General features: G+C 34.5%; 27 protein-coding genes and 1 pseudogene. 6 read left to right on the top strand and 22 right to left on the bottom strand.

The window, feature by feature from the left end; all coding sequences use genetic code 11:
• Positions 1 to 15: 15 nt before the first annotated feature.
• The gene (sleB, locus tag JFT89_RS12020) at positions 16 to 795 is read right to left on the bottom strand and encodes a spore cortex-lytic enzyme (RefSeq protein WP_002013086.1); all 780 of its coding nucleotides are present in this window, start codon (positions 793 to 795) and stop codon (positions 16 to 18) included.
• Between the two features lie 145 nt (positions 796 to 940).
• Here sleB and JFT89_RS12015 point away from each other — a divergent pair, with 145 nt between their 5' ends.
• A complete protein-coding gene (locus tag JFT89_RS12015) occupies positions 941 to 1273 on the top strand; it encodes a DUF3889 domain-containing protein (RefSeq protein WP_002013085.1) in 333 nt (110 codons plus the stop codon).
• A gap of 56 nt (positions 1274 to 1329) precedes the next feature.
• On the opposite strand, the gene JFT89_RS12010 is transcribed toward JFT89_RS12015, so the two are convergent.
• The 5 genes from JFT89_RS12010 to kynU all read right to left on the bottom strand — a co-directional run bounded on the left by JFT89_RS12010 (position 1330) and on the right by kynU (position 5821).
• Positions 1330 to 1965 carry a Pr6Pr family membrane protein gene (locus JFT89_RS12010; protein ID WP_002136668.1) on the bottom strand — a complete coding sequence of 212 codons (636 nt, stop codon included), beginning with the start codon at positions 1963 to 1965 and terminating at the stop codon, positions 1330 to 1332.
• 20 nt (positions 1966 to 1985) lie between these two features.
• Positions 1986 to 2903 (bottom strand): serine hydrolase domain-containing protein, encoded by a 918-nt coding sequence (locus JFT89_RS12005; protein ID WP_033706885.1) that lies wholly within the window; start codon positions 2901 to 2903, stop codon positions 1986 to 1988.
• Positions 2904 to 3029: 126 nt separating this feature from the next.
• The gene (gene kynA, locus JFT89_RS12000) at positions 3030 to 3869 is read right to left on the bottom strand and encodes a tryptophan 2,3-dioxygenase (RefSeq protein WP_016095556.1); all 840 of its coding nucleotides are present in this window, start codon (positions 3867 to 3869) and stop codon (positions 3030 to 3032) included.
• A 33-nt stretch (positions 3870 to 3902) separates the two neighbouring features.
• A complete protein-coding gene (kynB, locus tag JFT89_RS11995) occupies positions 3903 to 4532 on the bottom strand; it encodes an arylformamidase (RefSeq protein ID WP_002065849.1) in 630 nt (209 codons plus the stop codon).
• Positions 4533 to 4534: 2 nt separating this feature from the next.
• Positions 4535 to 5821: a kynureninase gene (gene kynU / locus JFT89_RS11990; protein ID WP_002065848.1), complete on the bottom strand. Its 1287-nt coding sequence runs from the start codon at positions 5819 to 5821 to the stop codon at positions 4535 to 4537.
• 159 nt (positions 5822 to 5980) lie between these two features.
• Here kynU and JFT89_RS11985 point away from each other — a divergent pair, with 159 nt between their 5' ends.
• A complete protein-coding gene (locus JFT89_RS11985; RefSeq protein WP_016095559.1) occupies positions 5981 to 6592 on the top strand; it encodes a TetR/AcrR family transcriptional regulator in 612 nt (203 codons plus the stop codon).
• Positions 6593 to 6639: 47 nt separating this feature from the next.
• Here JFT89_RS11985 and JFT89_RS11980 read toward each other — a convergent pair whose 3' ends face one another.
• From JFT89_RS11980 to JFT89_RS11955, 6 genes and pseudogenes are all read right to left on the bottom strand, one after another.
• Complete coding sequence (locus JFT89_RS11980; protein WP_016095560.1) at positions 6640 to 6879, bottom strand: DUF3953 domain-containing protein; 240 nt, start codon at positions 6877 to 6879, stop codon at positions 6640 to 6642.
• 21 nt (positions 6880 to 6900) lie between these two features.
• Positions 6901 to 7146 (bottom strand): annotated as a pseudogene (locus JFT89_RS11975) (DUF3977 family protein).
• A gap of 115 nt (positions 7147 to 7261) precedes the next feature.
• Positions 7262 to 9109, bottom strand: coding sequence for a sigma-54-dependent Fis family transcriptional regulator (locus tag JFT89_RS11970; RefSeq protein WP_201040051.1), 1848 nt, complete (start codon positions 9107 to 9109; stop codon positions 7262 to 7264).
• Positions 9110 to 9423: 314 nt separating this feature from the next.
• Positions 9424 to 9762: an NIPSNAP family protein gene (locus JFT89_RS11965; protein ID WP_002127705.1), complete on the bottom strand. Its 339-nt coding sequence runs from the start codon at positions 9760 to 9762 to the stop codon at positions 9424 to 9426.
• On the bottom strand, positions 9735 to 10331 hold the full coding sequence (locus JFT89_RS11960; protein WP_016095562.1) for a GNAT family N-acetyltransferase: 597 nt from the start codon (positions 10329 to 10331) through the stop codon (positions 9735 to 9737). Before JFT89_RS11960 ends, JFT89_RS11965 begins: the two co-directional genes overlap by 28 nt.
• Positions 10332 to 10343: 12 nt before the next feature.
• Positions 10344 to 11114, bottom strand: a complete 771-nt coding sequence (locus tag JFT89_RS11955; RefSeq protein WP_000493634.1) for a DeoR/GlpR family DNA-binding transcription regulator — start codon at positions 11112 to 11114, stop codon at positions 10344 to 10346.
• Positions 11115 to 11365: 251 nt separating this feature from the next.
• Here JFT89_RS11955 and JFT89_RS11950 point away from each other — a divergent pair, with 251 nt between their 5' ends.
• A complete protein-coding gene (locus tag JFT89_RS11950; RefSeq protein ID WP_016095563.1) occupies positions 11366 to 11857 on the top strand; it encodes a hypothetical protein in 492 nt (163 codons plus the stop codon).
• A gap of 48 nt (positions 11858 to 11905) precedes the next feature.
• Here the strand turns inward: JFT89_RS11950 and JFT89_RS11945 are convergent, their stop codons facing one another.
• Positions 11906 to 12562, bottom strand: coding sequence for a DUF4085 family protein (locus tag JFT89_RS11945; RefSeq protein WP_201040050.1), 657 nt, complete (start codon positions 12560 to 12562; stop codon positions 11906 to 11908).
• A gap of 220 nt (positions 12563 to 12782) precedes the next feature.
• Here JFT89_RS11945 and JFT89_RS11940 point away from each other — a divergent pair, with 220 nt between their 5' ends.
• Entirely contained in the window at positions 12783 to 13376 is a 594-nt protein-coding gene (locus tag JFT89_RS11940) for a hypothetical protein (protein ID WP_002013060.1), read from the top strand.
• 168 nt (positions 13377 to 13544) lie between these two features.
• Here the strand turns inward: JFT89_RS11940 and lpdA are convergent, their stop codons facing one another.
• The 7 genes from lpdA to JFT89_RS11905 form a co-directional block, all read right to left on the bottom strand.
• Complete coding sequence (lpdA, locus tag JFT89_RS11935) at positions 13545 to 14924, bottom strand: dihydrolipoyl dehydrogenase (RefSeq protein WP_201040049.1); 1380 nt, start codon at positions 14922 to 14924, stop codon at positions 13545 to 13547.
• A 15-nt stretch (positions 14925 to 14939) separates the two neighbouring features.
• A complete protein-coding gene (locus tag JFT89_RS11930; RefSeq protein WP_016095566.1) occupies positions 14940 to 16139 on the bottom strand; it encodes a dihydrolipoamide acetyltransferase family protein in 1200 nt (399 codons plus the stop codon).
• A gap of 27 nt (positions 16140 to 16166) precedes the next feature.
• Entirely contained in the window at positions 16167 to 17201 is a 1035-nt protein-coding gene (acoB, locus tag JFT89_RS11925; RefSeq protein WP_016095567.1) for an acetoin:2,6-dichlorophenolindophenol oxidoreductase subunit beta, read from the bottom strand.
• 17 nt (positions 17202 to 17218) lie between these two features.
• A complete protein-coding gene (gene acoA / locus JFT89_RS11920) occupies positions 17219 to 18217 on the bottom strand; it encodes an acetoin:2,6-dichlorophenolindophenol oxidoreductase subunit alpha (RefSeq protein ID WP_016095568.1) in 999 nt (332 codons plus the stop codon).
• A gap of 169 nt (positions 18218 to 18386) precedes the next feature.
• Positions 18387 to 18866 (bottom strand): DinB family protein, encoded by a 480-nt coding sequence (locus JFT89_RS11915; protein ID WP_002085139.1) that lies wholly within the window; start codon positions 18864 to 18866, stop codon positions 18387 to 18389.
• Positions 18867 to 18907: 41 nt separating this feature from the next.
• On the bottom strand, positions 18908 to 20104 hold the full coding sequence (locus JFT89_RS11910; RefSeq protein WP_201040048.1) for an MFS transporter: 1197 nt from the start codon (positions 20102 to 20104) through the stop codon (positions 18908 to 18910).
• 123 nt (positions 20105 to 20227) lie between these two features.
• Positions 20228 to 21187, bottom strand: a complete 960-nt coding sequence (locus tag JFT89_RS11905; protein WP_201040047.1) for a helix-turn-helix domain-containing protein — start codon at positions 21185 to 21187, stop codon at positions 20228 to 20230.
• 135 nt (positions 21188 to 21322) lie between these two features.
• On the opposite strand from JFT89_RS11905, the gene JFT89_RS11900 reads away from it, so the two are divergent.
• Positions 21323 to 22168 carry an oxidoreductase gene (locus JFT89_RS11900; RefSeq protein WP_207197311.1) on the top strand — a complete coding sequence of 282 codons (846 nt, stop codon included), beginning with the start codon at positions 21323 to 21325 and terminating at the stop codon, positions 22166 to 22168.
• Positions 22169 to 22208: 40 nt separating this feature from the next.
• A complete protein-coding gene (locus tag JFT89_RS11895; RefSeq protein ID WP_016095571.1) occupies positions 22209 to 22718 on the top strand; it encodes a GrpB family protein in 510 nt (169 codons plus the stop codon).
• A 108-nt stretch (positions 22719 to 22826) separates the two neighbouring features.
• On the opposite strand, the gene JFT89_RS11890 is transcribed toward JFT89_RS11895, so the two are convergent.
• Positions 22827 to 23210 carry a DUF4181 domain-containing protein gene (locus JFT89_RS11890; RefSeq protein WP_002142055.1) on the bottom strand — a complete coding sequence of 128 codons (384 nt, stop codon included), beginning with the start codon at positions 23208 to 23210 and terminating at the stop codon, positions 22827 to 22829.
• A gap of 165 nt (positions 23211 to 23375) precedes the next feature.
• The gene (locus JFT89_RS11885; protein WP_002013042.1) at positions 23376 to 23693 is read right to left on the bottom strand and encodes a DUF4181 domain-containing protein; all 318 of its coding nucleotides are present in this window, start codon (positions 23691 to 23693) and stop codon (positions 23376 to 23378) included.
• Positions 23694 to 23738: the final 45 nt, after the last annotated feature.

Below are 23738 nucleotides of genomic sequence, written 5' to 3'. Positions count from 1 at the left end.
GTTTCCACCTCCGCTCTATTTACAGAAAATATGCTTACCAATTTTTTTAATTTGTGGACGAGTCCAAATCCATTTACTTGTCGCAGTATCTGGGTTGAAATAATATAATGCATTCCCAGTTGGGTCCCATCCATTGATCGCATCTAATACGGCTTTTTTCGCATTTTCATTTGGCGTTAAATATATTTGTCCATCTGCTACTGCTGTAAATGCTCTCGGCTCAAAGATTACTCCTGAAACAGTATTTGGAAATGATGCACTTGTGACACGGTTTAAAATAACCGCAGCTACTGCAACTTGTCCTAAATACGGCTCACCACGGGATTCTCCGTATACAGCGTTTGCCATTAACTGAATGTCATTTTGAGAATAACCGTTTGGAACATTTGTCCCTGTACTTTTTGGCGGCTTATTTTCCTGTGTACCTCCACCACTGTTCCCTTTATTAGTTGTAGTATCTTTATTAGCGGTCGACTTATCATACTTCGTTGCCTTTACAAGCATTTGCTTCGTTTTAGCACCCGCTAAACCATCAACTGGCAATCCGAATTTTTGCTGAAAGTTTCGAAGCGCCCAATATGTACCCCATCCGAAAACACCATCAACTTTCCCCGTATAAAATCCGTTATATTTCAAACGAGTTTGCAGTTCAATGACATCTTCTCCAGATGCCCCTCTTTGAATCACTTGATTAGAAAAGGCTTCTACATTTTTGGTTTGTATACTACTTACCATTAACGATAGCCCGATAAAGACAAGCAAGATCGCTATCTTAAAAACAGCTTTTTGACGCATGTATTTCCCTCCTTAATTACGGAAATGATTTCATGGTTATGTTTTGTAAAACCCTCGCTTTTATGTAAAGAAGACAAAAAAATCCAAACTTATATGCTTGAAGAAATATGTAAACAATATACAAAAAGAATAAAAGGAGCTTATTATGAAGCGATTCTTCGTACGTACAGCATTTATATTTTTTTTAATAACAACATGTTCAAATATACATACCGACCCATCTATTGTTCACGCACAGCCACCATATGCAAAATGGGGTAAACTAGCCGTTGAAAAAACGAAAGAACAATATCCGAAAGCTGAGATTATCGATTACCTTCATATAGGTAGACAACCAAAAACTGTTCAAATAACAGTTGAAAAGTTTAAATTATGGCTACGTGAGGGTGGAAAAGAGTATGGTGTTTTTGTGGATGTAGAGTTTGATACGAAAACAGAGGAATTTTTAAAAATGTCCTTTCAGAAGACAAGTCGGTAAAACAAAAAAACCTCCGTCTTTACATACAGACAGAGGTTTCTTTATGTACTTCTTCCTTAATAAGGAGGATTATTTTTTATATGCAAAGATCGATTCCCTAACATTTTTACTAATCCGCAAATAGCTCCAATAACAACGGATATCCCTATACTATATAAAAATACTCTCCCATATCCACCTATTCTCGGATCTAAAAACGGATATGGGTACCAATTCACGAATGGCCCGCGTATTAAGCTATAGACAACATATAAAAGCGGGAAAACAAGCCAACTCGCAGCCTGTTTCCATGTAATGGTCTTCGTAGGTGGATTTATAACCCAGTCTAAAATCATCGCTAACGGCATGATGTAATGAAGCACAGTATTTACCCACGGTATCGGTGTTTGAAGTGACTCTTCTAATCCCCTTAATAACAAAAAATAAATAAGTCCTGTTGTCAGTATGTATACTGTAGCTGCGCCGCGAAGAACTCCAAACTGCTCGGAACGTCCAAATAGGGCTGTCCCCAAGCTACTAAATAGTAGAATTACCGCCACTAAAATATTACTTTCAATTGTGAAGAAACTAAAAAAGTTAACTGGATTGAACGGTTTCACTTGTGCCCTTGTAACAAATTGAGTAATAAGTGCACTAAACGCTAGAAGACTTAATAACAGTCTATAAATCGCTATCATCTTTGCACTCCTCATAAAACACCTCATTTCTCTTCTTACTTATGATCGGAATTCTCTTTTATATGCTCTATAAATAACTTTAATGGTACGAGGCCACGTTTTGGCATGTGGCTACTAATTACAGCTACGAGCTCTAACTGCGGAATGATAATAATGTATTGCCCTCCGTATCCCATAGCAAAATACATACAATACGGTATGTGAAATCTTTCGTTATTTAATACCCACCAGTGATATCCATATGCTCCGACATGTTCATACGTTTCGAATAGAGCTGTATTTGATTCTTCTAACCATTTCGATGATACAATATCATTTCCCTTCCAATATCCATTGTTCAAACATACTTTTCCTAACTTTAATAAATCTATAGATTTCATTTTCATACCGAATCCGCCAACATATATACCTTGCGGGTCTTGTTGCCACTCATACTCCGTAATGTTTAACGGCTCAAATAAATACTTTTTCGCGAACTGCTCCGTCGACATTCCAGTTGCTTCTTGAATGATGTAACTAAGTAAATGAGAAGAGCCTGAATTATAATTCATTTTCGTACCCATTTCTTCAATGAGCGGCTTTTCTAAAATGTATTGCACCCAATTGTCCGATTCCACAAAATCATTCGGGAAAACAACCCCATTTCCGAACTCTTTCCAATCTTCTCCTGTTGTCATCGTTAATAAATGATACAGCGTTAGTTCCCTCTTTTCCTCCGGCACATTGGGAATCCATGTTGTGATTTGTGCATGTATATTATTTATAAATCCTTTATCAATTGCGATACCAATTAATATTGATACGATACTTTTTGTAATCGAATTAATTTTAAATAAGTCATTTGCACAGTCTATCGTTTTATAGTACTCAGTCGTTAATTCCCCCTTTTGATAAACAAGAAATGTATTAACCTTTTTCTTTTCAAATTTATTTTGTAATTGCTCGAAATTCAAGAAATCTTCCTCCATCTAAATGGTTATGTAATATTTGTAGTTCATCTCGTTCTCTCTATTAAATCATATTTGTTATTAAAACAAAAAAATAAACTTGCCAGCATTTAATAGCTGACAAGTTTATTTTTATAATTTCGTTCGAACGTTCCAAAGCTCTGGGAAGAAGCATTGATCAAGCACTCGCTTTAAATAAGATACGCCAGAAGAGCCACCTGTTCCCATTTTATGACCAATAATTCGTTCTACCGTTTTCATATGACGGAAACGCCATTGTTGTAGCCAGTCTTCAATATCGATTAATTTCTCTGCAAGCTGATATAAATCCCAATATTTCTGCACGTCCGCATATACTTCTATCCAAGCCGCTTCTACAGTTGCATCCTCTTCGTAAGGCTGCGTAATATCACGATTTAACACATCTTTATGAATTGGGAATCCTTCTTTAACAAGCGCTTGTATCGCCACATCATACAAACTTGGTGCATGAAGTGCTTTATGAAGACGAGCATGTAATTCTGGGTCCTTTTCATAAATCTTTAATGCATGTGGTGTTTTATAACCAAGTGCATATTCAATCATTCGATATTGATACGATTGAAAACCTGAAGCCTGACCAAGTGAATCACGAAACTCAATATATTCTGATGGCGTTAATGTCGCAAGAATATCCCAAGATTGAATAATTTGCGACTGAATTTTTGATACACGTGCTAACATTTTAAAAGCTGGTGGTAATTTATCTTGTTTAATAGATTCAATTGCAGCATTCAATTCATGTAAAATTAGTTTCATCCAAAGCTCACTCGCTTGGTGGATAACGATAAATAACATTTCATCATGATGATTTGATAATCTTTGTTGACTAGATAATAAGCTATCTAGCTGTAAATACTCTCCGTACGTCATATTCTCCTTAAAATCCGTATGAATCCCTTTTTCCATAATTACCTTTTCATTTTCTTTCATATTAGCCAAACGCCCCTTTGTGTTCATTTCTACTTATATTGGTCTAATAACAGCTCGAACTGGACTCCCATCCGCATCTGTTAATGCAAGTGGTAATGCAATAAGTTCGTAATCGCCGTCTACTACGTGATCGAGTACGACATTTTCTAAAATATGAATTCCATGTTTAAATAATTGATGATGTGCTGCTAGTTCTTTATCATCTAAAGGATCAACAGATGGTACGTCCACCCCGATTAAACGAATTCCCTTTTCAGAAAGAAAGGCTGCAATATCTGCGCGTAAATGCGGGATTACATCTGGGAATTCATTTGCTTTACCATGTGAAGATGTACGTAATAACAATCGTTCTACACCTTCTAAATGAAAGTTTTCTAATTCCTTTTTCCCGATGCTTTCAAGATTAGAAACGTCAATGATTCGCGCTGGGCCAACATAAACTTGAATATCTAAATCCAACACCTTCTTACCGTCATTATCAAAATGAAAAGGTGCATCAATATGAGTACCTGTATGGATACTCATCGTTAACTTTCCGACATTTACTGAACCACTGTTTTCTTTTGACCATGAAACTTCATATGAAAAAGGTGTATCCCCTGGCCACGTCGCGATATCATTATTTAACGGTTGCGAAATATCAATCCACTGCGATGTTTTCATGCTTACGCCACAACCTCTCGCTTATTTTCAAACTTTTTATATTCTTCATTTTTCATAATTTTCTTTAAGATTTGTACAGAGTTCCATACTTCCTCATACGTATTGTATAAAGCAACAGGCGCAAGTCTAACTCCATTTGGAGCTCTAAAGTCTGGAATAACCCCATTTGCTTTTAACGCTTTACAAATACGCGCCGCCTCAGCATGTTCTAAATAAATATGCCCGCCTCGTTTTTCATCCTCTAATGGATTTCCAATTGTAAATTCAAAGCCTTTTAATTCATGTTCAATTAAATCAAGCATATATCTCGTAATATGTAATGATTTTTCACGTAACTTTTCAATACCAGCTTCTTTAAAAATTTCAAGAGAACCGATTAATGGTGCAGTACTTAATACGTGAGGTGTCCCTATTTGATAAGCTCCAGCATGGTCAGCCGCAGTTAATGAATGCTCCATATCAAATTGCTTATCTTTTCTAGAACTAAACCAACCAGATAATCCTGGGAGTCTATTAAAGTGTTTATTATTTACATAAAGGCCTGCAACACCACCAGGACCTGCATTTAAATATTTATAATTACACCATACAGCGAAATCTACATCCCACTCTTTAAAATGATGCGGAATGGAGCCGATTGAATGACATAAATCAAAACCTATATGAATACCACGTTTATGAGCTTCAGCTGTTAATCGCTTCATATCAAGAATTTGTCCACTTCTATATAGTACAGAAGGCAATAATATTAAAGCGATATCATCGGTCATCGCATGAATAATATCATCTTCAGAAAGTGTTCTTCCATCTCGGCTTTTCACTCGTACTAAATGTTCATCTGGATCTAAGCCTTTTAAACGAATTTGACTCTGAAGTGCATAAATATCTGACGGAAAAGTTAATTCATCCGCAAGAATTTTTGTTCGTATTCCTTTTGGCTCATAAAACGTCGCAATAACTTGATGTATATTCGCAGTCGTGGAACCGGTTACAATCGTTTCTTCCGGTAAAGATCCAATAAGAGGTGCTGTCAATTCACCCAATTTCTCCGAAAGGAAAAACCATGGGTGCTCACCTTCAGTCCATCCATCAATCCCAAACTCTTTCCATGAATCTAGCAAGGTAAGTAACGATTTCTCTGCTCTTTTTGAAAGCAACCCTAAAGAGTTACCATCTAAATATATTGTTCCTTCTTTTTTATAAAATTCAGATTGAAAATCTTTCAGTTCATCATGTTTATCACATTCAAGCGCATACTCATAAGTTGGTTGAAATGGTTCTTTATACATGGTGTCACCTTCTTTTAATTTTCTTTTTATTCTAACTAATTGAAATATATCACTTAAATTGATATAACGTCAATGATATTATGTCAGTTGACTTTATATACGAACTTCTTTTACAATACAATTATATTTTCAGACATTTCAGTATAAAGAGGTGATTCCTTGAAAAATTCTACTCTTTCAACAAGAAAACACCGCTCCTTAGAAACAAAAAAGAAACTATTACATTCCGGTTATACTATGTTTATAAAAAACGGATTTCAGAAAACTACAATCACGCAGATTATTAAACATGCAGAAACTGGTTATGGAACAGCATATGTATATTTTAAAAACAAAGATGCTCTCCTCGTCGTTTTGATGGAAGATGTTATGAATCGCTTTTATGATATTGCTGATCGCTCTTTCTCCCCTCAAACAAAGGCCGAAGCACGAGATATGATTCAGAATCAAGTGCGCGCTTTTTTACAGTTAGCACAAGAAGAAAGAGCTATATTACAAGTTGTTGAAGAAGCAATAAGAACCTCAAAAGAAATACGTCAAAAATGGGATGTGATTCGCGAACGCTTTGTAACACGGATTATACAAGACATTACTCATTCCCAGGAAAATGAATTAGTACGAACTGAGTTAAATAAAGAGATTGTCGCATGCGGCTGGTTCTCTATGAATGAAACGTTTCTTTGGACAATCGTGCAAAATGATAAAGAACTAGAATTAGAAGAAATTGTACACACTTTAACGGTAATGTATACGACGGGGTTATATAAATAGCACATTATAACCTCAAAAAACCGTTACTCAATATGCTTAGTAACGGTTTATTTAAAATATTTTATTAACGATACAATGATACAAAATAGCGATGTAAGTAAAAGCAACAACCCCATATTCTTATTCTCTTTTTCATCCTTCTTAACGTTTTGTATCCCCATACCGGCAAGCATAAAACCTAAAAGTAATTGTAAAAGGAGCATACTTTGCTTCGAATCATCATTCCAACTGTAAATAGAATAGCCCATTATAATAAAAGCGAGTATGAATGTGATAATTCTAATCATAAAAACACCCCCTGTTTGATTCTATTGTTTTAACCTACTCACCATTCCAACAATAAACTTATACTCAGCTCTACTTTTTCTTACTTTCTTAAAGCCCTCTTTCGTATCAAAAATAAAACATGTTTTCCGAAACCAAATCCGTACATATAAAGACTCAAAATAAATTGGTTAAATAATTCCTCGTTCCTCGAATTCAGTTCCATCTTTATTTTCGGTTTCCGTTCGAATGAACCACCTATTCCCAATTCCAATTTCAATATACTTCACATGCTAACCCCCTTCAGGAAATCTTCTTTCTAATTATTCTATTATTTCCCTGGCAAGCGCACATTCCGACAGAACGTGAGCCCATAAAGAAAAAGTAGATTACAAAAATCTACTTTTATAGCCTAAATTTTTGCATACGTTTATAAAATGTACTGCGTGGCACATCTAATAGTTTTGCAGCTAATGAAACATTTCCGTTCGTCTTTTGCAACGCTTCAATCATGCTATCACGCTGTATTTTTTCACGGAAATTTAATGTATGCTCCGTTTTATTTTCTGCTTGCAATTCAAGTTGATGTTGATTTCCCATCATTGTTTGTAATAAAAAAAAGATTTGTTTTTCGCATATTTCCCGTCCTTGCGACAAAATGTATATGCGTTCTAATACATTTAATAATTCTCGAATATTTCCGGGCCATGTATGCTGTGAAAATTGATTACAAATACTCTTTGGAAATACAACATTCCAATCCTTTCGTTCACAAAAATGTTGTATGAAGTACGGAATATCCTCTTTTCTTTCTATTAACGACGGAACATATAGCGGATAAACATGTAAACGATAATATAAATCTTGACGGAATTTCCCTTCTTCTACTAATCGTAGTAAATCTTTATGTGTCGCAGTAATAATACGAATATTTACTGGTACCTCTTTTGAACTACCAATTGGGGTTACTGTTCGTTCTTGCAAAACACGCAATAATGCCACTTGCATCTCTGGCGGTACTTCACCAATTTCATCTAAAAATATTGTTCCTCCATCTGCTTGTTCGAATTTCCCTTTATATCCTTGGCGCGCACCTGTAAACGCACCTTCAGCATAACCGAATAATTCACTTTCCATTAATTCTTTCGGTAATGAACCGCAGTTAACAGCTATAAAAGGACCATTTTTTCTTGGACTATTTTCATGAATCGCTCTCGCTACATTTTCTTTCCCTACACCTGTTTCACCACATACATATACACTAGCGTCAGTTGGTGAAACAAGCTTAATTTCTTCTAAAGTATGTTGAAATACGCTGCTTGTCCCAATAACTCCAGGGAAAGTAATTCCGTTTATAAACGGGTAAGTAGAAAATAAATTTTCTTGTTTATTTTCCTTTAAGTAAATACATTTCCCAAGCATTCTATCATTACTATATACCGGTACCTCTAATTTAGGTTTCAATCCATTGTGCATTAAATCTTCTAGTTTCATTCGTGACCAATTACATACTCGTTCACGAACCCTCTTGCTCGCAGAAACGATAACATCACGATGGTTACAAATAACAACTTGTTCATCACTGTCAATTACATCTAAAAAACGATGGATTAAATGCAGTTCATTTTGATGTACTCGAATACTACATTCACGTTCAATCGCATGCGCGATCGAAGTTACCATTCCAAGCATATATGGATGTGAAAACTCAATTGGACAGGAGAAATCTAGAACACCAATTAATTTCCCATCATCATTATGAATCGGAGAGGCCGCACAGCTCCAGCTATGAGATGCGACAGAATAATGATCTGTACCACTTATCATAATAGCTTCTTCAATCTGTAACGCTGTTCCTATCGCATTTGTACCAACAGCTGCTTCCGTCCATTTCACACCTTCAATAAAATTAATATGTTTCGCTCGTTTCAACGTTTGCTGATTCCCACTTAATGATAGAACATAACCATCTGGATCAATTAATAATGCCATCATTTGCAGTTCATCAATGGTTTTTCTCATATTTTGTATTTGAGGTATTGCTATATCAAGGTAGATTTCACTCTTTTTCTTTTGATCCTGAAAAATATCAGAAGACAAAATTTTCTGACCTTTATTCATATGAGGATTCACATTTGCTTGTTTACATCGATGCCATGACTCTGAAATTCTTTCGTTTATACGGTTCGAATCAAGGACTCCTTCATCAACAAACTTTTTCCATGTATGTAAGTAAAACGGTGAAGCTAACATTGTATCATCTCCCCTATTAATTGTTTTGGAGATTTATAAAACATACTTTTATTATAAAACTGAATAAAAGCGTTTTCAATACAACTAGAAAGATGACACAAATATGTTAATAATTTGAATATCTTAATGAACTTCTTTATTCTTTTTTAGTAGAACTATATTTTGTATAATGGACGCAAAGAAAATACATAACCAAAACCACTTTTGTGGATTGCCGTTTATAAAGAAAACTATCACCGCTATTGCAAATAAAATGGTGGATGCTAAACTAAAATATAATTTTGTTTTAATTCCCATTATTCCTCACCCCTCTATCACTTTACAGTACATACTAACTCTTCATTTTTTAACTCTAATATGTACTCCTGTAAAACATATTCTTTCCCGCCATGTTTTTCATACCAATCATGTATTCTTTTAACATGTATCTTGTCGCTTCTAATTTTTGATTCAATTTCTTTATACTGCTCATAACTATCATATTCCCATATTGCAAATACTTCAGTCGTACCATCATTATTATCTTTCATCCAGCGTCCTATTAAACGAGAACCATATTTTATTTGATTAGGTAAATTAGTATCATTGAAATGATCATTAAATATTTCTATGAATTCATTTTTTACTACATAGTATTTCCTTCTGTAAAACATACTTCTTCACCTCTTTTATGAAAAGTATCAGTAAACCTTCCCATTACTACCGTATTATAATACTTACCATCCGACAGTTTTTTATCATTTTTTAGAATACCTTCTACCTCCAAACCTAATTTTTTATAAAGTTGGATGGCTTTTTCATTTGTCTCTAACACTTGCAATGATATCTTTTTCACTTCATTTTCATCAGCCCACTGAATAGATTGTTGCAATAGACTCTTACCCATTCCATATCCCCAAAACTCTCTTAAAATACAAACACCAAACTCTACTTTATGGGATAATCTCTTCAAATTTGATCCTTCACATCTCGAAAATCCTACGATTCGGTTGTGCACTTCTACAACTAAAAAAAGATTCTTCATCTCTTCACTATCTGTTTTTATTATTTTTTGAAACCCTATCTTATCAATAAACCCCTCTCTAGCTTCTCTATCCATATTTTCAGTTTCGCCATCGATCTGAACTCTAATTTCTGATAACTGCTCAGCATCCGTTTGAACTGCAGAACGAACTGTATAAGTTAATCCATTTATATGAAACTCTTGTCCTTTTATAATCATTTCAAACTCCTTTTAAATGAGGTCTATTGACGCTATTACAATTTCTTTACCTTGTTTCTCAAATTGTTGAATCGTTTCTTTACTAGCCCCTTCATCTGTTATTATAAGGTCAATTTCTATCAGTGACTCTCCTTTTATAAAGCAGTCTATTCCAAGTTTAGTATGAGGAGCTAAACAAATATTTCTTCTAGCAATTTTACTTACTGTTTTTCCAAAATAAGCAACTTCCGGTGTCGCAGTACTTATACCATTCAATGAAATACCGCCACCTGTAGAGAAATAAAGATCAATAGAGAATCTACTTATCAATTCAGAGGCCAGTGTATCTGTCATATTTCCTGATGGTTTCACTTTTCCACCAATTAAGTACGTATCAATGTTCTTATATTCCCGTAACTTACTAGCAATTTCTAAAGCATTCGTAATAACTGTAAATGATGTTTCAGGTAAATACTTTAACATGGCATAATGAATGGAAGCCCCGCCAATAAAAACGGAATCTCCTTCTTGTATGTAGGATACAGCAACTTTCGCAATCGCATCTTCATCTATTGAACTATCACGATAACGTTTCGATGGTTCGGCAGCTAAGTTTCTCACTCGCGTAAGTTCAACTGCACCTCCGTGCGTTCTTTTTAATAAACCATCCTTCTCCATAATAGACAAATCTCTTCTTATAGAATCAATAGACATATCAAAACTTTCCGCAAGATCCTTTGCGATTACTCTTCCATCTCTCTTAAGTAACTCTAAAATTTTCTCTCTACGCTCTTCAGTGAACATGTTATCACCACCATTATTGAAGATTCAGAAATTTAATCTTTATTTTAATTATATGCATGCTTTTTCTGTATTACAATATTTTCAATTCTTATTTATTCAGCTTTATACAGTTTTTCTCCCTATTTCTATCCCATTAACTTGAAAACGAAATAAATGTATATTTGCATATTCCACAAACATACTTCCATTTACCTTCCTATTGATGTAAAATTATTCCTATGTTTTACTTTTTAATACAGAAAGGGATTACTATGAAATCTATAATTAAAGTAACTTGTACAGCATTATTATTTACAGGAATAATGGCAGGATGTAGTGGAAATACTGCACCAAAACAAGAAAAGAGTGCTTTTGAAAAGAATGCAATGCACTATGGGGAAATATTTAAAAACGAATACTATAGAGCAACTGTTGAAAATGCAAAATTCGATAAAATAGACAAAGAGTGGCGTCTCACAGCTCGCGTTACTATAAATAATGCTCGTGCTGACGGACAAACGATAGATCTTTCAGAAATAAAATATTTCATAAAAGATGAAAAAACGGGTAAAAAATACGAAGGTGAATTTATACAAAATGAAAATGCTAAAAAGGTTCCATCTGAGTTTTCTTTAACTACCGACATTGTATTTAATATGAAAACTTCTCCAAAAGATTTAAATAATATGTATTTATACATAGATAGCAAAGCTGCGCCGTTAACAGATACATATTGGAAACTTGATAATTTAGCATCTAAATAAAAAACAGTCATATAAGACTGTTTTTTGTTTGTAAAGTTATAAAGTTTACTAGTTACTTTTCTCAAGCAATACATCTTTTGCACAAATCGTCACTTCTTCAAATGGGCAATCAAATAAAACACCCAATTCGAAACCTTCATTAGTAAGATCTATTTCATGACATAACCACCAAGCACCTTCAAAATTTTCCGGAATAGAACATTTCGTTACGCCTGTAAAAGTTACTTCCAGTTTGTCAAATTCACTGAAAGTACCACTGCAATCTAAAGTAATAATTAGCGTGTCTTTTGATCTTCTCTCTACTGATTTGACTACACTGTCATGTAGTGAGTATTCATGTAGTTGAACGACATTCTGCGCGAGCTTTTCTTTTATAGCATTATAATTATCTATATAAGCTTGTTCTAAATCATTCATTCTTTTCTCATAATCTTCTGTCCAATCAAGCATAAGTTTCTTTAACTTTTCTGATGGGTATTCTGACTTAATTGTATTGTCATACATGTATGGATGTAGTGACTTAGGTAGAAACTTTAATAAATCTTCTTTCTTTTCTTCCACGTCTTCTCTCAAACTTTTCTTATAATCCATTCCTACCTTTTTGCTCTCTCGCAAAATCTCTTCCCATTCTTCTAATGTTTCTGAGAAAATTAAAAATCCAGATACTTGCATTTCTTTATACCAATCTTTATTGAAATACTTCAATGGCTTTCCTCCTAAAACATTTTAACATCCAACAAAAGCAATATATCTATTTATTATATCATTCCAATAGCTATTTTTTCTAAAGAATAAATGCAAAACTGTAAATATTCCGCCTATTATTTCTAAAACTTCAGAATATTTACAAAAATGCGAAATTGGAATACATTTTACATGTACAAGTTTTACCTGTACAAAAATCTAAACAAAAAGGGATGGTTATATGTTGAAGAAATTAGTAGCAGGGACATTAGTAGCAGGTTTTGCATTAACTGGAGGATTAGGAGTAGTAAGTGCTGCAGAAAAAGATAATACAATTAAATCATTTGACTATTTAAAAGTTGATGAAAAGAATGTTAATTCATTCACAAAATTAAGCGATCAATCAAAAAAAGACATCCAAATTACTATGGTACTACCTAAGCAAAATGAAAATGGAGATTGGTTAGCTTATGGCTTTACTAGCAGAGAAACATTGAATGCTTTTATTGAAAAGGATAAAAAGGTACTTAAAAATCAAATTAACCCTTTAGGTAGTGGTGCTGGTAGTACCGATTTTTATGAGCATCAAAATAAAGGTGGACAGTATATTTATTGGAGCAGTGGCTTTAAAAACCTACCTTCTAGCTGGAACGACAGAATTTCTTCTGTAAGTACAGCTTCACCTTCTGCAAGTTATTCAACAACGCTATGGGAACATTCTTCAACTCAAGGATATGGAAAAGGTGTCTCCTTTAGACACTCTGATTGGTATGGTCAAACTGCTAATTTAGCAGCGGATTGGAACGACATAACTTCAGCAATTGAAATCAAATAGTAACAGCGCATTTCAATTAAATAAGCGAAGAAATTTCAAAATCACTATACTCTCATCGATTAAAAAAACATGAGAGTATAGTGATTTTTCTAGTATCTTTTTATACATATTGCTATTTAAATATTATTTACTAAAAAGACCAGTCATATTAGACTGGTCTTTTTACCTTCAAGCATGCACAGCATGTCCTACTGCCTGCAATAACGCCTCATGAATCGCTTCAGATAAAGTTGGATGCGCTGCAATATAATCTCGCATTATATCAGCTGTAACTTCTGTATGAATCAGTACAGTTCCTTGTCCGATTAGTTCGGTTGCACGAGGACCGATAATAGAAATCCCTACAATTTCTTGATATTTAGGTTCCACAATAACTTTTACTTTCCCCGTTTGTTCTCCAATAATAAGCGCTTTTCCGTTCGCTGTAAATGCGAATTCTCCGATGAGGATGTCACCGTATTGCTCTCTTGCTCCTTTTTCTGTTAAACCGACACTAGCAATTTCTGGAGCTGTATAAATACAGCGAGGTACAGCATGATAGTTTACTTTCACATCTTCTCCGCTCGCGTGTAATGCCGCTGTCGTTCCTTCATGGAAGGCAACGTGAGCAAGCTGTATTCCACCAATCACATCACCCGCTGCGTAAATATGTGATCTGTTTGTTTGCATATGTTCATTCACAGAAATTCCTTTATTTGAAAATTGAATGCCTGCTTTTTCTAAAGCTAATTCTTGTACACGTGGTTTTCGACCTACAGAAACGAGAATGAATTCCGGGTTGGCTTCTTGGATACTTCCTTCATATTCAAATGAAGCCTGCTTCTTATAATTATTTAATCCTTTTAAAGCTGCTCCTGTAAATATTTTTACGCCATCATTTTCTAGTTTCTCCCTTAAAATTTGTGCGATATCTTCATCTTCACCGGGTAATAATTGCGATGCCATTTCAACAATCGTAACTTTTGTTCCAAGACGACTATAAATGCTTGCAAACTCGCAACCTATTACACCACCGCCAACGATTAATAATGATTTTGGTATATTTTCTAGGGACATTGCATGACTACTATTTAAAATCCACTTCCCATCAAATGGAGCAAAAGGTAATTCAGTTGGTTCTGATCCTGCCGCTATAATGAACTGTTCTCCATCTACTACCTCTTCTTTATCACCGTGTGTAACTCGCACACGGTGATCCGTTTCAAATTTCGCTTTACCTTGTATAACTTTTATTTTATTTTTCTTCATTAAATATTGGATTCCTTGGACGAGCTGCGTTACGATTTGTGATTTCCTCGCCTGTATTTGCTTCCAATCAATTGATATACTTCCCTCGTTAAGGGTAACTCCATAATTATTCGCTTTTCTCACAATGTCATGTACTTCCGCACTTTCTAACAATGATTTCGTAGGCATACAACCGACATTTAAACAAGTCCCGCCAAGATCAGCTTCATCAATAAGAGTGACATCTTTTCCATTTTGAGCCGCGGTAATTGCCGCTACATAACCAGCAGGTCCGCCCCCAATAACAACTAAATTACTCATTTTCTCACCTTCTCTTTATAAAAGAATTGTTACAGGCTCTTCTAAATACTCTTTAATTGTGCGTAAAAATGCAGCTGCTGGTGCACCGTCTAGTACACGATGATCGAATGTTAAACTTAAAGGTAACATACTTCCTTTTCTTAATTTTTTCCCTTTATATACAGGAACATGTTCAATTGCACCTACACCTAAAATACCAGTTTCAGGTGTATTTAATACTGGCGTAAAATATTCAATACCGAAACTACCTAAATTACTAATTGTAAATGTTGTCCCTTGCATATCATCACTACTTAAACTGCCTGCTCGTGCCTTTTGTGCCACATTTTTAATCTCTTTAGATAACTCTACTAAAGATAGATTATTAGCAAAGCCAATAGCTGGAACGACTAATCCATTTTCTAACGCTACTGCCATTCCTAAATGCACATGCTCAAATTGATGAATTGTATCATTTATATAAGCACTATTCATTTCTTTATGCTCCTGAAGTGCTAATACAACAGCACGAGAAACAAAATCTGTAATTGTTAATTTATTTTCATAGCGTTTTTGCACAACTTCAGCCATATTTTTATGTAAAGTAACTAAATCTGTAACATCTACTTTCATCGTTAATGTTAATTGCGCACTATTTTGTAAGCTTGCATGCATACGGTTCGCAATTGCTTTTCGCATACCAGTAATAGGAATGACTTTACTTTCTTCTTGTTCAAGTACTTCTGGAATTGCTACTCTTTCTTCAAGCGCCTTTAATACATCTACCTTTGTAATTCTTCCGCCAGGTCCTGTACCAATTAATGATCTAATATCGAGATTTTCAGTTTTTGCAATTTTCTTTGCTACTGGAGATATTTTAACTCTTTGCTTCGTCACATCTATCGCATATGGTTCTGGATGTTGTACCTTTTTAGGTTCTGGATTAGATGTTTTTTCTTCTACAACATGTATGTTTTCATGAACTTCTACTTTTTCGTCCGGTTTACCGATGTAGCAAATTACAGTACCCGGCGGCACTCCCTCATCTTCACTTACAGCTATATCAAGAACAGTTCCATCAGCTGGTGCTTCTATTTCAGTTTCGATTTTTTCCGAGTTAATACTAGCAATTAGTTCACCTTTTTCTACATTATCACCTGCTTTAATATTCCAGCTCGTAATAATACCTTCTTTCATCGCCATACCTAACTTCGGCATTACAACTTCTACAGCCATGTTTCTCTCTCCCTTCTCATCGTTTTATTACACATGTAATAAAGATTGGTCTCCGATCATTTCTGATACAGTTTCAATTACTTTCTCCGGCGTTGGTAAATATAACTTTTCAAGTGGTGGCGAAAACGGAACTGGTGTATGTGGTGCTGTAATTCGTTTAATAGGTGCATCTAACAAATCGAATCCTTTATCCGCTACAATTGCCGCAATATCTGTTGCGATACTACATCTTGGATTTGCTTCGTCAATAACAATCAGGCGATTCGTCTTTTCAATAGATGCTAAAATCGTATCTTCATCCAGCGGTGATAAAGAACGTGGATCGATTACTTCTACTTCGAGTCCTTTTTCCGATAATTGCTTTGCAGCTGCAAGTGCTGTATGAACTTGTTTTCCAATTGCAACGATTGTTACATCAGAACCTTCACGTTTAATATCTGCTTTTCCTAAAGGAATTGTATAGTACTCTTCTGGTACTTCGCCTTTCATATTGTAAAGTGTTTTATCTTCAAAGAAGATTACTGGGTCGTCATCTTCAATTGCCGCTAATAATAAGCCTTTTGCGTCATAAGGAGTGGAAGGAACGACAACTTTTATACCTGGAATGCTCGTAAATAACGCATATAAACTTTGTGAATGCTGTGCCGCTGCGCTAAATCCAGCACCGTGCATCGTACGTACTGTAACTGGCACTTTCGCTTTACCACCGAACATATAGCGGAACTTTGCACCTTGATTTAATACTTGATCAAGACAACTTCCGATAAAATCATTAAACATTAATTCAGCTATCGGACGTAAACCTGTTGCCGCAGCTGCCATCGCCGCTCCCATATAACCCGCTTCTGAAATTGGAGTATCTAAAATACGATTTCGGCCAAATTCTTGTACAAGTCCTTTCGTAACACCGAGTACACCGCCCCATGCTTCATCATCTTGCAAGTGATCCACTTGTGCACCGCCTGCAACATCTTCTCCGATTAAAATTACATTTTCATCACGACGCATTGATATTTTCATCGCTTCATTAATTGCCGTTGACATACTTACTGTTCTAGTCATTATTTTTCACCCTCCTCTTATTTGTAAGAAACGTATACATCTTTTAATAATTCTTCATCTTCCGGATATGGACTATTTTCACTAAATTCAATTGATTGTTGCACTGCTTCATCTACTGCCTTTTCCATATCCACAAGTTCAGATTCTGTTAATAAAGCTTCATGAATTAAATGCTTACGGAAATTCACAATCGCATCTTTTTCATTTAAATGTTCTTCTTTTTCTTCTGAAGTTTTATACGTTTGCGCTTCACCTTCGAAATGACCGTAATTACGATATGTCATACATTCAATTATTGTTGGACCACCGCCATTACGCGCACGTTCTACTGCTTCTTCCGCCGCTTTATACACTGCAAGTAAATCTTTTCCATCTACTTGAACACCTGGAATATTGTAAGCTTTCGCTCGATCTGCAATGGAATCACAACTTGACGCATATTCAAATGTTGTTGCTTCACCGTAACCGTTATTTTCTGCGATAAAAATAACTGGTAACTTCCAAATCGCTGCTAAATTAACCCCTTCATGGAATGTTCCTTCATTATTTGCTCCGTCACCGAAGAAGCAAACACTTACATCTTTCGTTCCTTTATATTTAGCTGTTAATGCTGAACCGCAAGCAAGTGGAAAACCTCCGCCTACAATCCCATTTGCACCAAGCATTCCTTTATCTAAATCGGCAATATGCATTGAACCGCCTTTTCCTTTGCATAACCCTGTCACTTTCCCAAAAAGTTCAGCCATCATACCGTTTAAATCACAGCCTTTTGCGATACAATGCCCATGTCCTCTATGCGTACTTGTAATACTGTCACTATCCGTTAAGTGGGCACATACACCAACTGCTACCGCTTCTTCACCAGCGTATAAATGAACGAAACCTGGCAGAACGCCTTGCGCGAACAATTCATGCACCTTGTCTTCAAACTTACGAATCTCTAACATTTTTTCATACATCCAACGAGCTTGTTCTTTCGTAATTTCATTCCCTTTACTTTCAGTTGTTTTTAACATGTCCAGCCCTCCTATTTTCTTGTTCATCTTTTATATTGCAAGTACTGTGCCAAATTCTAATCCCTGATTTAATAGGGTTTCTCTTTTCTTTCATAATAAAAAAGTGGACAAAATGAGACATCTGTCTCGTTTTGTCCACTTTTGTTCACCTAATTTGAGAATTATTATCTTATTCATTATCAAAACTCTTCTGTAATTTTCGAATGTAAATAATTTGACCAATGTGATATGCATTATGAGTCGTTACATTAGCTAATACTTCCCACCACTTCGCAGATACAGGAAATCCAATTACATCACTTTCAACCTTATCTTCATTTATGAGACTTTGCCATTGTAACAATTTCTCTAGTAGTTTTTCTCTTAACTCTTCAAATGTTTGATTATCTGAAAGCATAAAACTTTTGTTATTATCACCAATAGCGGGCACAGCATTAACATTTGATTCTTTGTACCTAGTTTGCCACGTCGTATTCCAATACAGTAAATGTTGTACAATTTCAGCTATACTATTACACTCTTCATTCGGTTTCCAGAAAGCTTCTCTCTCAGATAAATCCTTAACTGCATCTGAAAATGGAATATACCAACTGGGATCATTCGCATTTGCTAATAACTGATCTGCTAATACGTCTTTAACATGGAACACTTTGCTTCCCCCCATTAAAAAGATTCATTTCAAGACAATACTCACTTCTCTATATACGCTGAGTTTGCCAGATCCCCTCTTTTTAGCCTTAATCCCAAACATATGCACATAAAGAAACCGAAAGCACCTAATCCATAAGCTGTTGTATATCCACTTTCCCCGATAATCCATCCTGCAAGTCCTGGTCCAATCATTTGACCAACTGCATAGAAAACGGATATAAAACTAATTGCCATTGAGACATATTTCGGAGATACTTGCTTTGAAGCAGCAACTTGAATTAATAAAAGGATACCTCCGAGGCTGGAACCCCAAATAATTGCCGACATGATAAAGCCAATGATATGTCCAAATATAATTGGAATCATATCACCTATTACAGCTAATAAAAGTGCAATACATAACGTCTTCTTTATACCAATCCGATCCGAAATCAATCCCCAGACAGGAGCTCCTACGATTGAAAACATTCCTGCAATCGCATAAACAGTTCCCGAAATTGATGCCGAAATACCATTATTAATCATAAAACTAGTTTGATATAAATTTGGAATTAAATAAACAACACCCACAATAAAATACATCCATGCAATGATGTATAACTCTTTCGTTTTCCATAAAAACGACTTATTATTCCTTTCCCCCTCATCTTCAGTAACTTCTGGATTTTTCAAAACAATTGGGGCAACGAATACAACAATACATGTAATAACGCCAAACAAAAGCCATGAACCACGCCAACTATACTCTGGAAATGTACGTACTATAAAAGGAACAATTATTCCACTAAATAGCATGCCTATGCCGGCACCGCTTAATAACAGCCCCATTGCAGTTCCTCTTTTTTCTGGAAAACATCCTACTGTTATTGACATGAGTGGTGTATATACAAGAGCACTTCCAGCTCCAGAACATAGCATAAAAATAGCAGCTATCCAAACTGAAGGAACAAATGATAATCCTATTAAACTTATAACGACGAGCCAACTCCCTATTAATAAAACTGATTTTGCTCCAAAACGGATAGTAAGTATTCCAGATGTTCCGACTGTTAATAAATACCCTAAAAAGAGTATAGTTCCTAACATACCTGCTTGAGCTGTAGATAAATGGAGTCCTTCTTGCATAAACGGTAATATAATTCCATATGCCATACGTGCAAAACCCGTCGTTGTTATAATAAGAAACATTCCTGTTAATACAAATATCCAAAAATGACTTTCATTCCGTTCTTTCATTTAAATTCCTCCATAAAAAGTTATTTCCAATTGGATGTTGTTTGTAATTATAATGACCATTTTAATTAACAACTACCAAATGACGGAGGAGTTTACGGTATAGCGGATTATTCCTGTTTTACGTTAATAAATACGTAAAAGTTCTGATGGATTCATTCCATACTTTTTACGAAATAACTCCGAAAAATGACTGACATTATTGTATCCAACTGCAAATGCCGTTTCGGTCACATTACTATTTCCCGAACGCAGTAAATCTATCGCATGTTCCATACGTTTTTCTCGTAAATATGCAAATGTGGACATCCCAAATAATTCTTTAAACCCAATTTTTAATTTATAATCATTTAACTCTACTATTTTAGCTAATTCTAATAATGATGGGGGTGATTCCATTCGTTGAAGTAAAATTTCTTCAGCCTGTTTTATTTTATTCAAATCCTGTTTTGATAATTGACTCCTTTTATTTGCGTCACAATCATTAAGCAACACTCTCCCCAAATGTATAGAAAGCAATTCGAGCGCTTTACTTTCTAATTCTAGTTGACTAATACGATCCTTTTGGGGATGCTCTATCATTCTCTTAATAAGATTAGATGTTATAGAATCAATTGGATTTTGAAATTTTTTAAAAGATTGATTTCCTAATATAGAATGAAAATCAAGACTTTTTTCAATAGCATTATTCATCATGAAATGATTAAACAATTGTACAGGAATCCCAATCGCTAATGAATATAGAGGCGTTTCTTTTTCATATTCAAATACTACATCAAAATCATTCATAAAATATAAATAGCTATTTCCAGTCATTAATTCATACGAAGAATGACCAACTTGCACTCCTCCGAACCCTTGTAAACAAAAATTAAGCTCCACCATTGCTGCATCAGATGCAAACTGGATGCGATGGTTATTATGAAATTGATAATTTGATAACACAATTTCCATACCTGAAAATGAAGTCCATCTTCGTATTTCACCCATACCTATTGTTTTGGGCATATTCATATGTTTTTCCTCTACAACTTGTAAACCATGAAAGTATTTATGAAAAATATCATGAAAACCGTTAGTCTTCATGAAATCCACACTCCTTTTATATAAAACTAAAATTTAATTGATAATTATTTTCAATTATAACAAATATCTTTATACAATAAATAGATTTTATTCCCATAACTCGTTATGATAAAAGGAAAAGAAAGCGAGCGAACAATGAATAAAAAAATCGCGATTATTACAGGGGCATCAAGTGGATTCGGACTTTTAACGACACTTGAACTTGCGAAAAAAGACTATTTTGTCATTGCTACAATGCGAAATCTTGAAAAACAAGTAGACTTAATATCTCAAGCTACTAAACTCGACTTACAACAAAATATAAAAGTTCAACAATTAGATGTAACAGACCAAAGTTCTATACATAGCTTCCAATTATTTTTAAAAGAAATAAACAGAATAGACATTCTCATAAATAATGCAGGATATGCAAATGGGGGCTTTATCGAAGAAATCCCAGTGGAGGACTACCGTAAACAATTTGAAACAAATCTTTTTGGAGCTATATCCATCACGCAACTTGTCTTACCATATATGAGAAAGCAGAAAAGCGGAAAAATCATTAATATAAGCAGTATTAGCGGGAAAGTAGGATTCCCTGGTCTATCTCCTTACGTTTCTTCAAAATATGCATTAGAAGGCTGGAGTGAATCCCTTCGCTTAGAAGTAAAGCCTTTCGGAATAGACGTTGCCTTACTTGAACCTGGTTCTTATAACACGAACATATGGGAAGTTGGTAAACAATTAGCTGAAAACCAATCTGATACAACCTCTCCTTACAAAGAATATATGGATAAAATACAAAAGCACATAAACAATGGCAACGATACACTTGGTAATCCGATGGATGTTGCAAATAAAATCGTAGAAATTGCTGAAGCAAGGCGTACTACATTACGATACCCAATTGGGAAAGGTGTAAAATTTATGATCTTTGCGAAGAAGGTTCTTCCTTGGAGATTGTGGGAGTTTCTTGTATTGAGGAGTTTTAAGAAGATGTAAGTAACTTTATTGAAAAAATATGTAAGGGGGTGCTAATTAAATGCTAGGTTTACCCTATGGTAAAGTGTTTTTAGTTCCGTGGTCCGAAGAGTGGGAATTTGAGTTTTCAAAAGAAAAACAATTAATTGAGGAACACATTGGAAAATATATTTTAGCGATACACCATATTGGAAGTACTTCCATCCCGCATTTAAGCGCAAAACCTATTATTGATATTGCGATGGAATTAAGAGATTCCAAAAGTGGTCTAAAATGTATTACGAACCTAGAACAATTAAATTATAAATATAGAAAAGATGTATTACCCGAAAGGTATTATTTCAATAAAGGTGAGCCAAGAACTCATCAAATTCATATGTATGAACAAGGGAATCCATATTTAATAGAACAATTAAAATTCAGAGATTACTTAATAGACAATAAAACTTCTCGTATGCAGTATGAACAGTTAAAGCTTCAACTTTCAACAGCTAACCCTAATGATAAGCATAAATATGCAGAGGATAAAACAAATTTCATTAAATCCATATTGGCTAAAATAAATGATTAAATTGCGAAGACCGAACTTCGTACACATAATAAGAAACCATTCATGTATAGATGAATGGTTTCTTATTAATTAGTTATCTCATTATTTGTACCATCAATAATCATTTTATTATGCAGCAGGTGGAACGAAGTAAAATAGCATCGAAGTCATAAAAATAAATGCAAATAATCCAATTATCGAAAAAATATATTCTTTCGATTCTCTATCATACTTCCATTCCATCCATGTTCTTAGGATCCACGTAACCCCTAAATAAGTGAAAATGATAAACCAAATATTAGTGCTTTCGAATTTAAAGATGTAAATAAAACTAATTATTAAATAAACAAAAAGCAGTCCTATTTCCAATTTTTTATGTAAGCTATTTACATATTTATTATATCCCCAAAACCCGCTCTTTGGCATATTCAATTTTTTTCTTAAAAATCGATCCAAAAAGTAGCCCGCTATACAAAAAACAAAAATTATAATCCAAAATGTATAGGTTCTCAATATCATTCCTCCTATTACTTCATTGAATTGTTTAAAATAAAGTGGACTATATTAACGGTTATTGAACGAGTATTCTTGAATGATCTTCATTAAAAATGATCGATTCTGCACGTAAGAAAGGGTTTTTCATTTCTTCTCTCCCTCTTCCTTTAAATTTATACTATATTAAAGGAAGAAATATAGTATGAACCCTGTTATTATTAATGCTACAACTCCTAATAATGATATCAAAAACTCACGCGATTCCTTATCATATTTCCACTCCATATATGATTGAAATCCATATAACGTAATAAAAAATAAAAGAGGTACATAGCCCATATATATACGATTTGGAAGAAAAGTGCTTATAGCAATAACAACTATATAAGAGGAAATGATAATTCTATTTCCCCACTTATGTGTATCATTCACATATTGGTTATTCCATCCTTTTTGTTTCGGTATATTTAACTGTCTTCTCGCTATTCTTTCAAAAACCAATAAAGATAGCACCCATAAAATTAATAAGGATATTTTTGTAACGGA

The organism is Bacillus sp. TH25 (assembly GCF_016650935.1).
GTDB classification, from domain to species: Bacteria; Bacillota; Bacilli; order Bacillales; family Bacillaceae_G; genus Bacillus_A; species Bacillus_A mycoides.
This window is presented reverse-complemented; position numbering and strand designations above follow the sequence as displayed.

Coding starts and splice junctions, on each gene's coding strand:
- lpdA (WP_201040049.1), bottom strand. CDS start 14,924: ATGAGTAATTTAGTTGTTATTGGGGGCGGACCTGCTGGTTATGTAGCG.
- JFT89_RS11950 (WP_016095563.1), top strand. CDS start 11,366: ATGAAATCTATAATTAAAGTAACTTGTACAGCATTATTATTTACAGGA.
- JFT89_RS12010 (WP_002136668.1), bottom strand. CDS start 1,965: ATGAGGAGTGCAAAGATGATAGCGATTTATAGACTGTTATTAAGTCTT.
- JFT89_RS11900 (WP_207197311.1), top strand. CDS start 21,323: ATGAATAAAAAAATCGCGATTATTACAGGGGCATCAAGTGGATTCGGA.
- kynB (WP_002065849.1), bottom strand. CDS start 4,532: ATGAAAACATCGCAGTGGATTGATATTTCGCAACCGTTAAATAATGAT.
- JFT89_RS11910 (WP_201040048.1), bottom strand. CDS start 20,104: ATGAAAGAACGGAATGAAAGTCATTTTTGGATATTTGTATTAACAGGA.
- kynU (WP_002065848.1), bottom strand. CDS start 5,821: ATGTATAAAGAACCATTTCAACCAACTTATGAGTATGCGCTTGAATGT.
- JFT89_RS12015 (WP_002013085.1), top strand. CDS start 941: ATGAAGCGATTCTTCGTACGTACAGCATTTATATTTTTTTTAATAACA.
- JFT89_RS11940 (WP_002013060.1), top strand. CDS start 12,783: ATGTTGAAGAAATTAGTAGCAGGGACATTAGTAGCAGGTTTTGCATTA.
- JFT89_RS11895 (WP_016095571.1), top strand. CDS start 22,209: ATGCTAGGTTTACCCTATGGTAAAGTGTTTTTAGTTCCGTGGTCCGAA.
- acoB (WP_016095567.1), bottom strand. CDS start 17,201: ATGACTAGAACAGTAAGTATGTCAACGGCAATTAATGAAGCGATGAAA.
- JFT89_RS11970 (WP_201040051.1), bottom strand. CDS start 9,109: ATGTTAGCTTCACCGTTTTACTTACATACATGGAAAAAGTTTGTTGAT.
- kynA (WP_016095556.1), bottom strand. CDS start 3,869: ATGAAAGAAAATGAAAAGGTAATTATGGAAAAAGGGATTCATACGGAT.
- JFT89_RS11930 (WP_016095566.1), bottom strand. CDS start 16,139: ATGGCTGTAGAAGTTGTAATGCCGAAGTTAGGTATGGCGATGAAAGAA.
- JFT89_RS11960 (WP_016095562.1), bottom strand. CDS start 10,331: ATGATTATAAAAGGACAAGAGTTTCATATAAATGGATTAACTTATACA.
- sleB (WP_002013086.1), bottom strand. CDS start 795: ATGCGTCAAAAAGCTGTTTTTAAGATAGCGATCTTGCTTGTCTTTATC.
- JFT89_RS11955 (WP_000493634.1), bottom strand. CDS start 11,114: ATGTTCACTGAAGAGCGTAGAGAGAAAATTTTAGAGTTACTTAAGAGA.
- JFT89_RS11905 (WP_201040047.1), bottom strand. CDS start 21,187: ATGAAGACTAACGGTTTTCATGATATTTTTCATAAATACTTTCATGGT.
- acoA (WP_016095568.1), bottom strand. CDS start 18,217: ATGTTAAAAACAACTGAAAGTAAAGGGAATGAAATTACGAAAGAACAA.
- JFT89_RS11965 (WP_002127705.1), bottom strand. CDS start 9,762: ATGTTTTACAGAAGGAAATACTATGTAGTAAAAAATGAATTCATAGAA.
- JFT89_RS11980 (WP_016095560.1), bottom strand. CDS start 6,879: ATGATTAGAATTATCACATTCATACTCGCTTTTATTATAATGGGCTAT.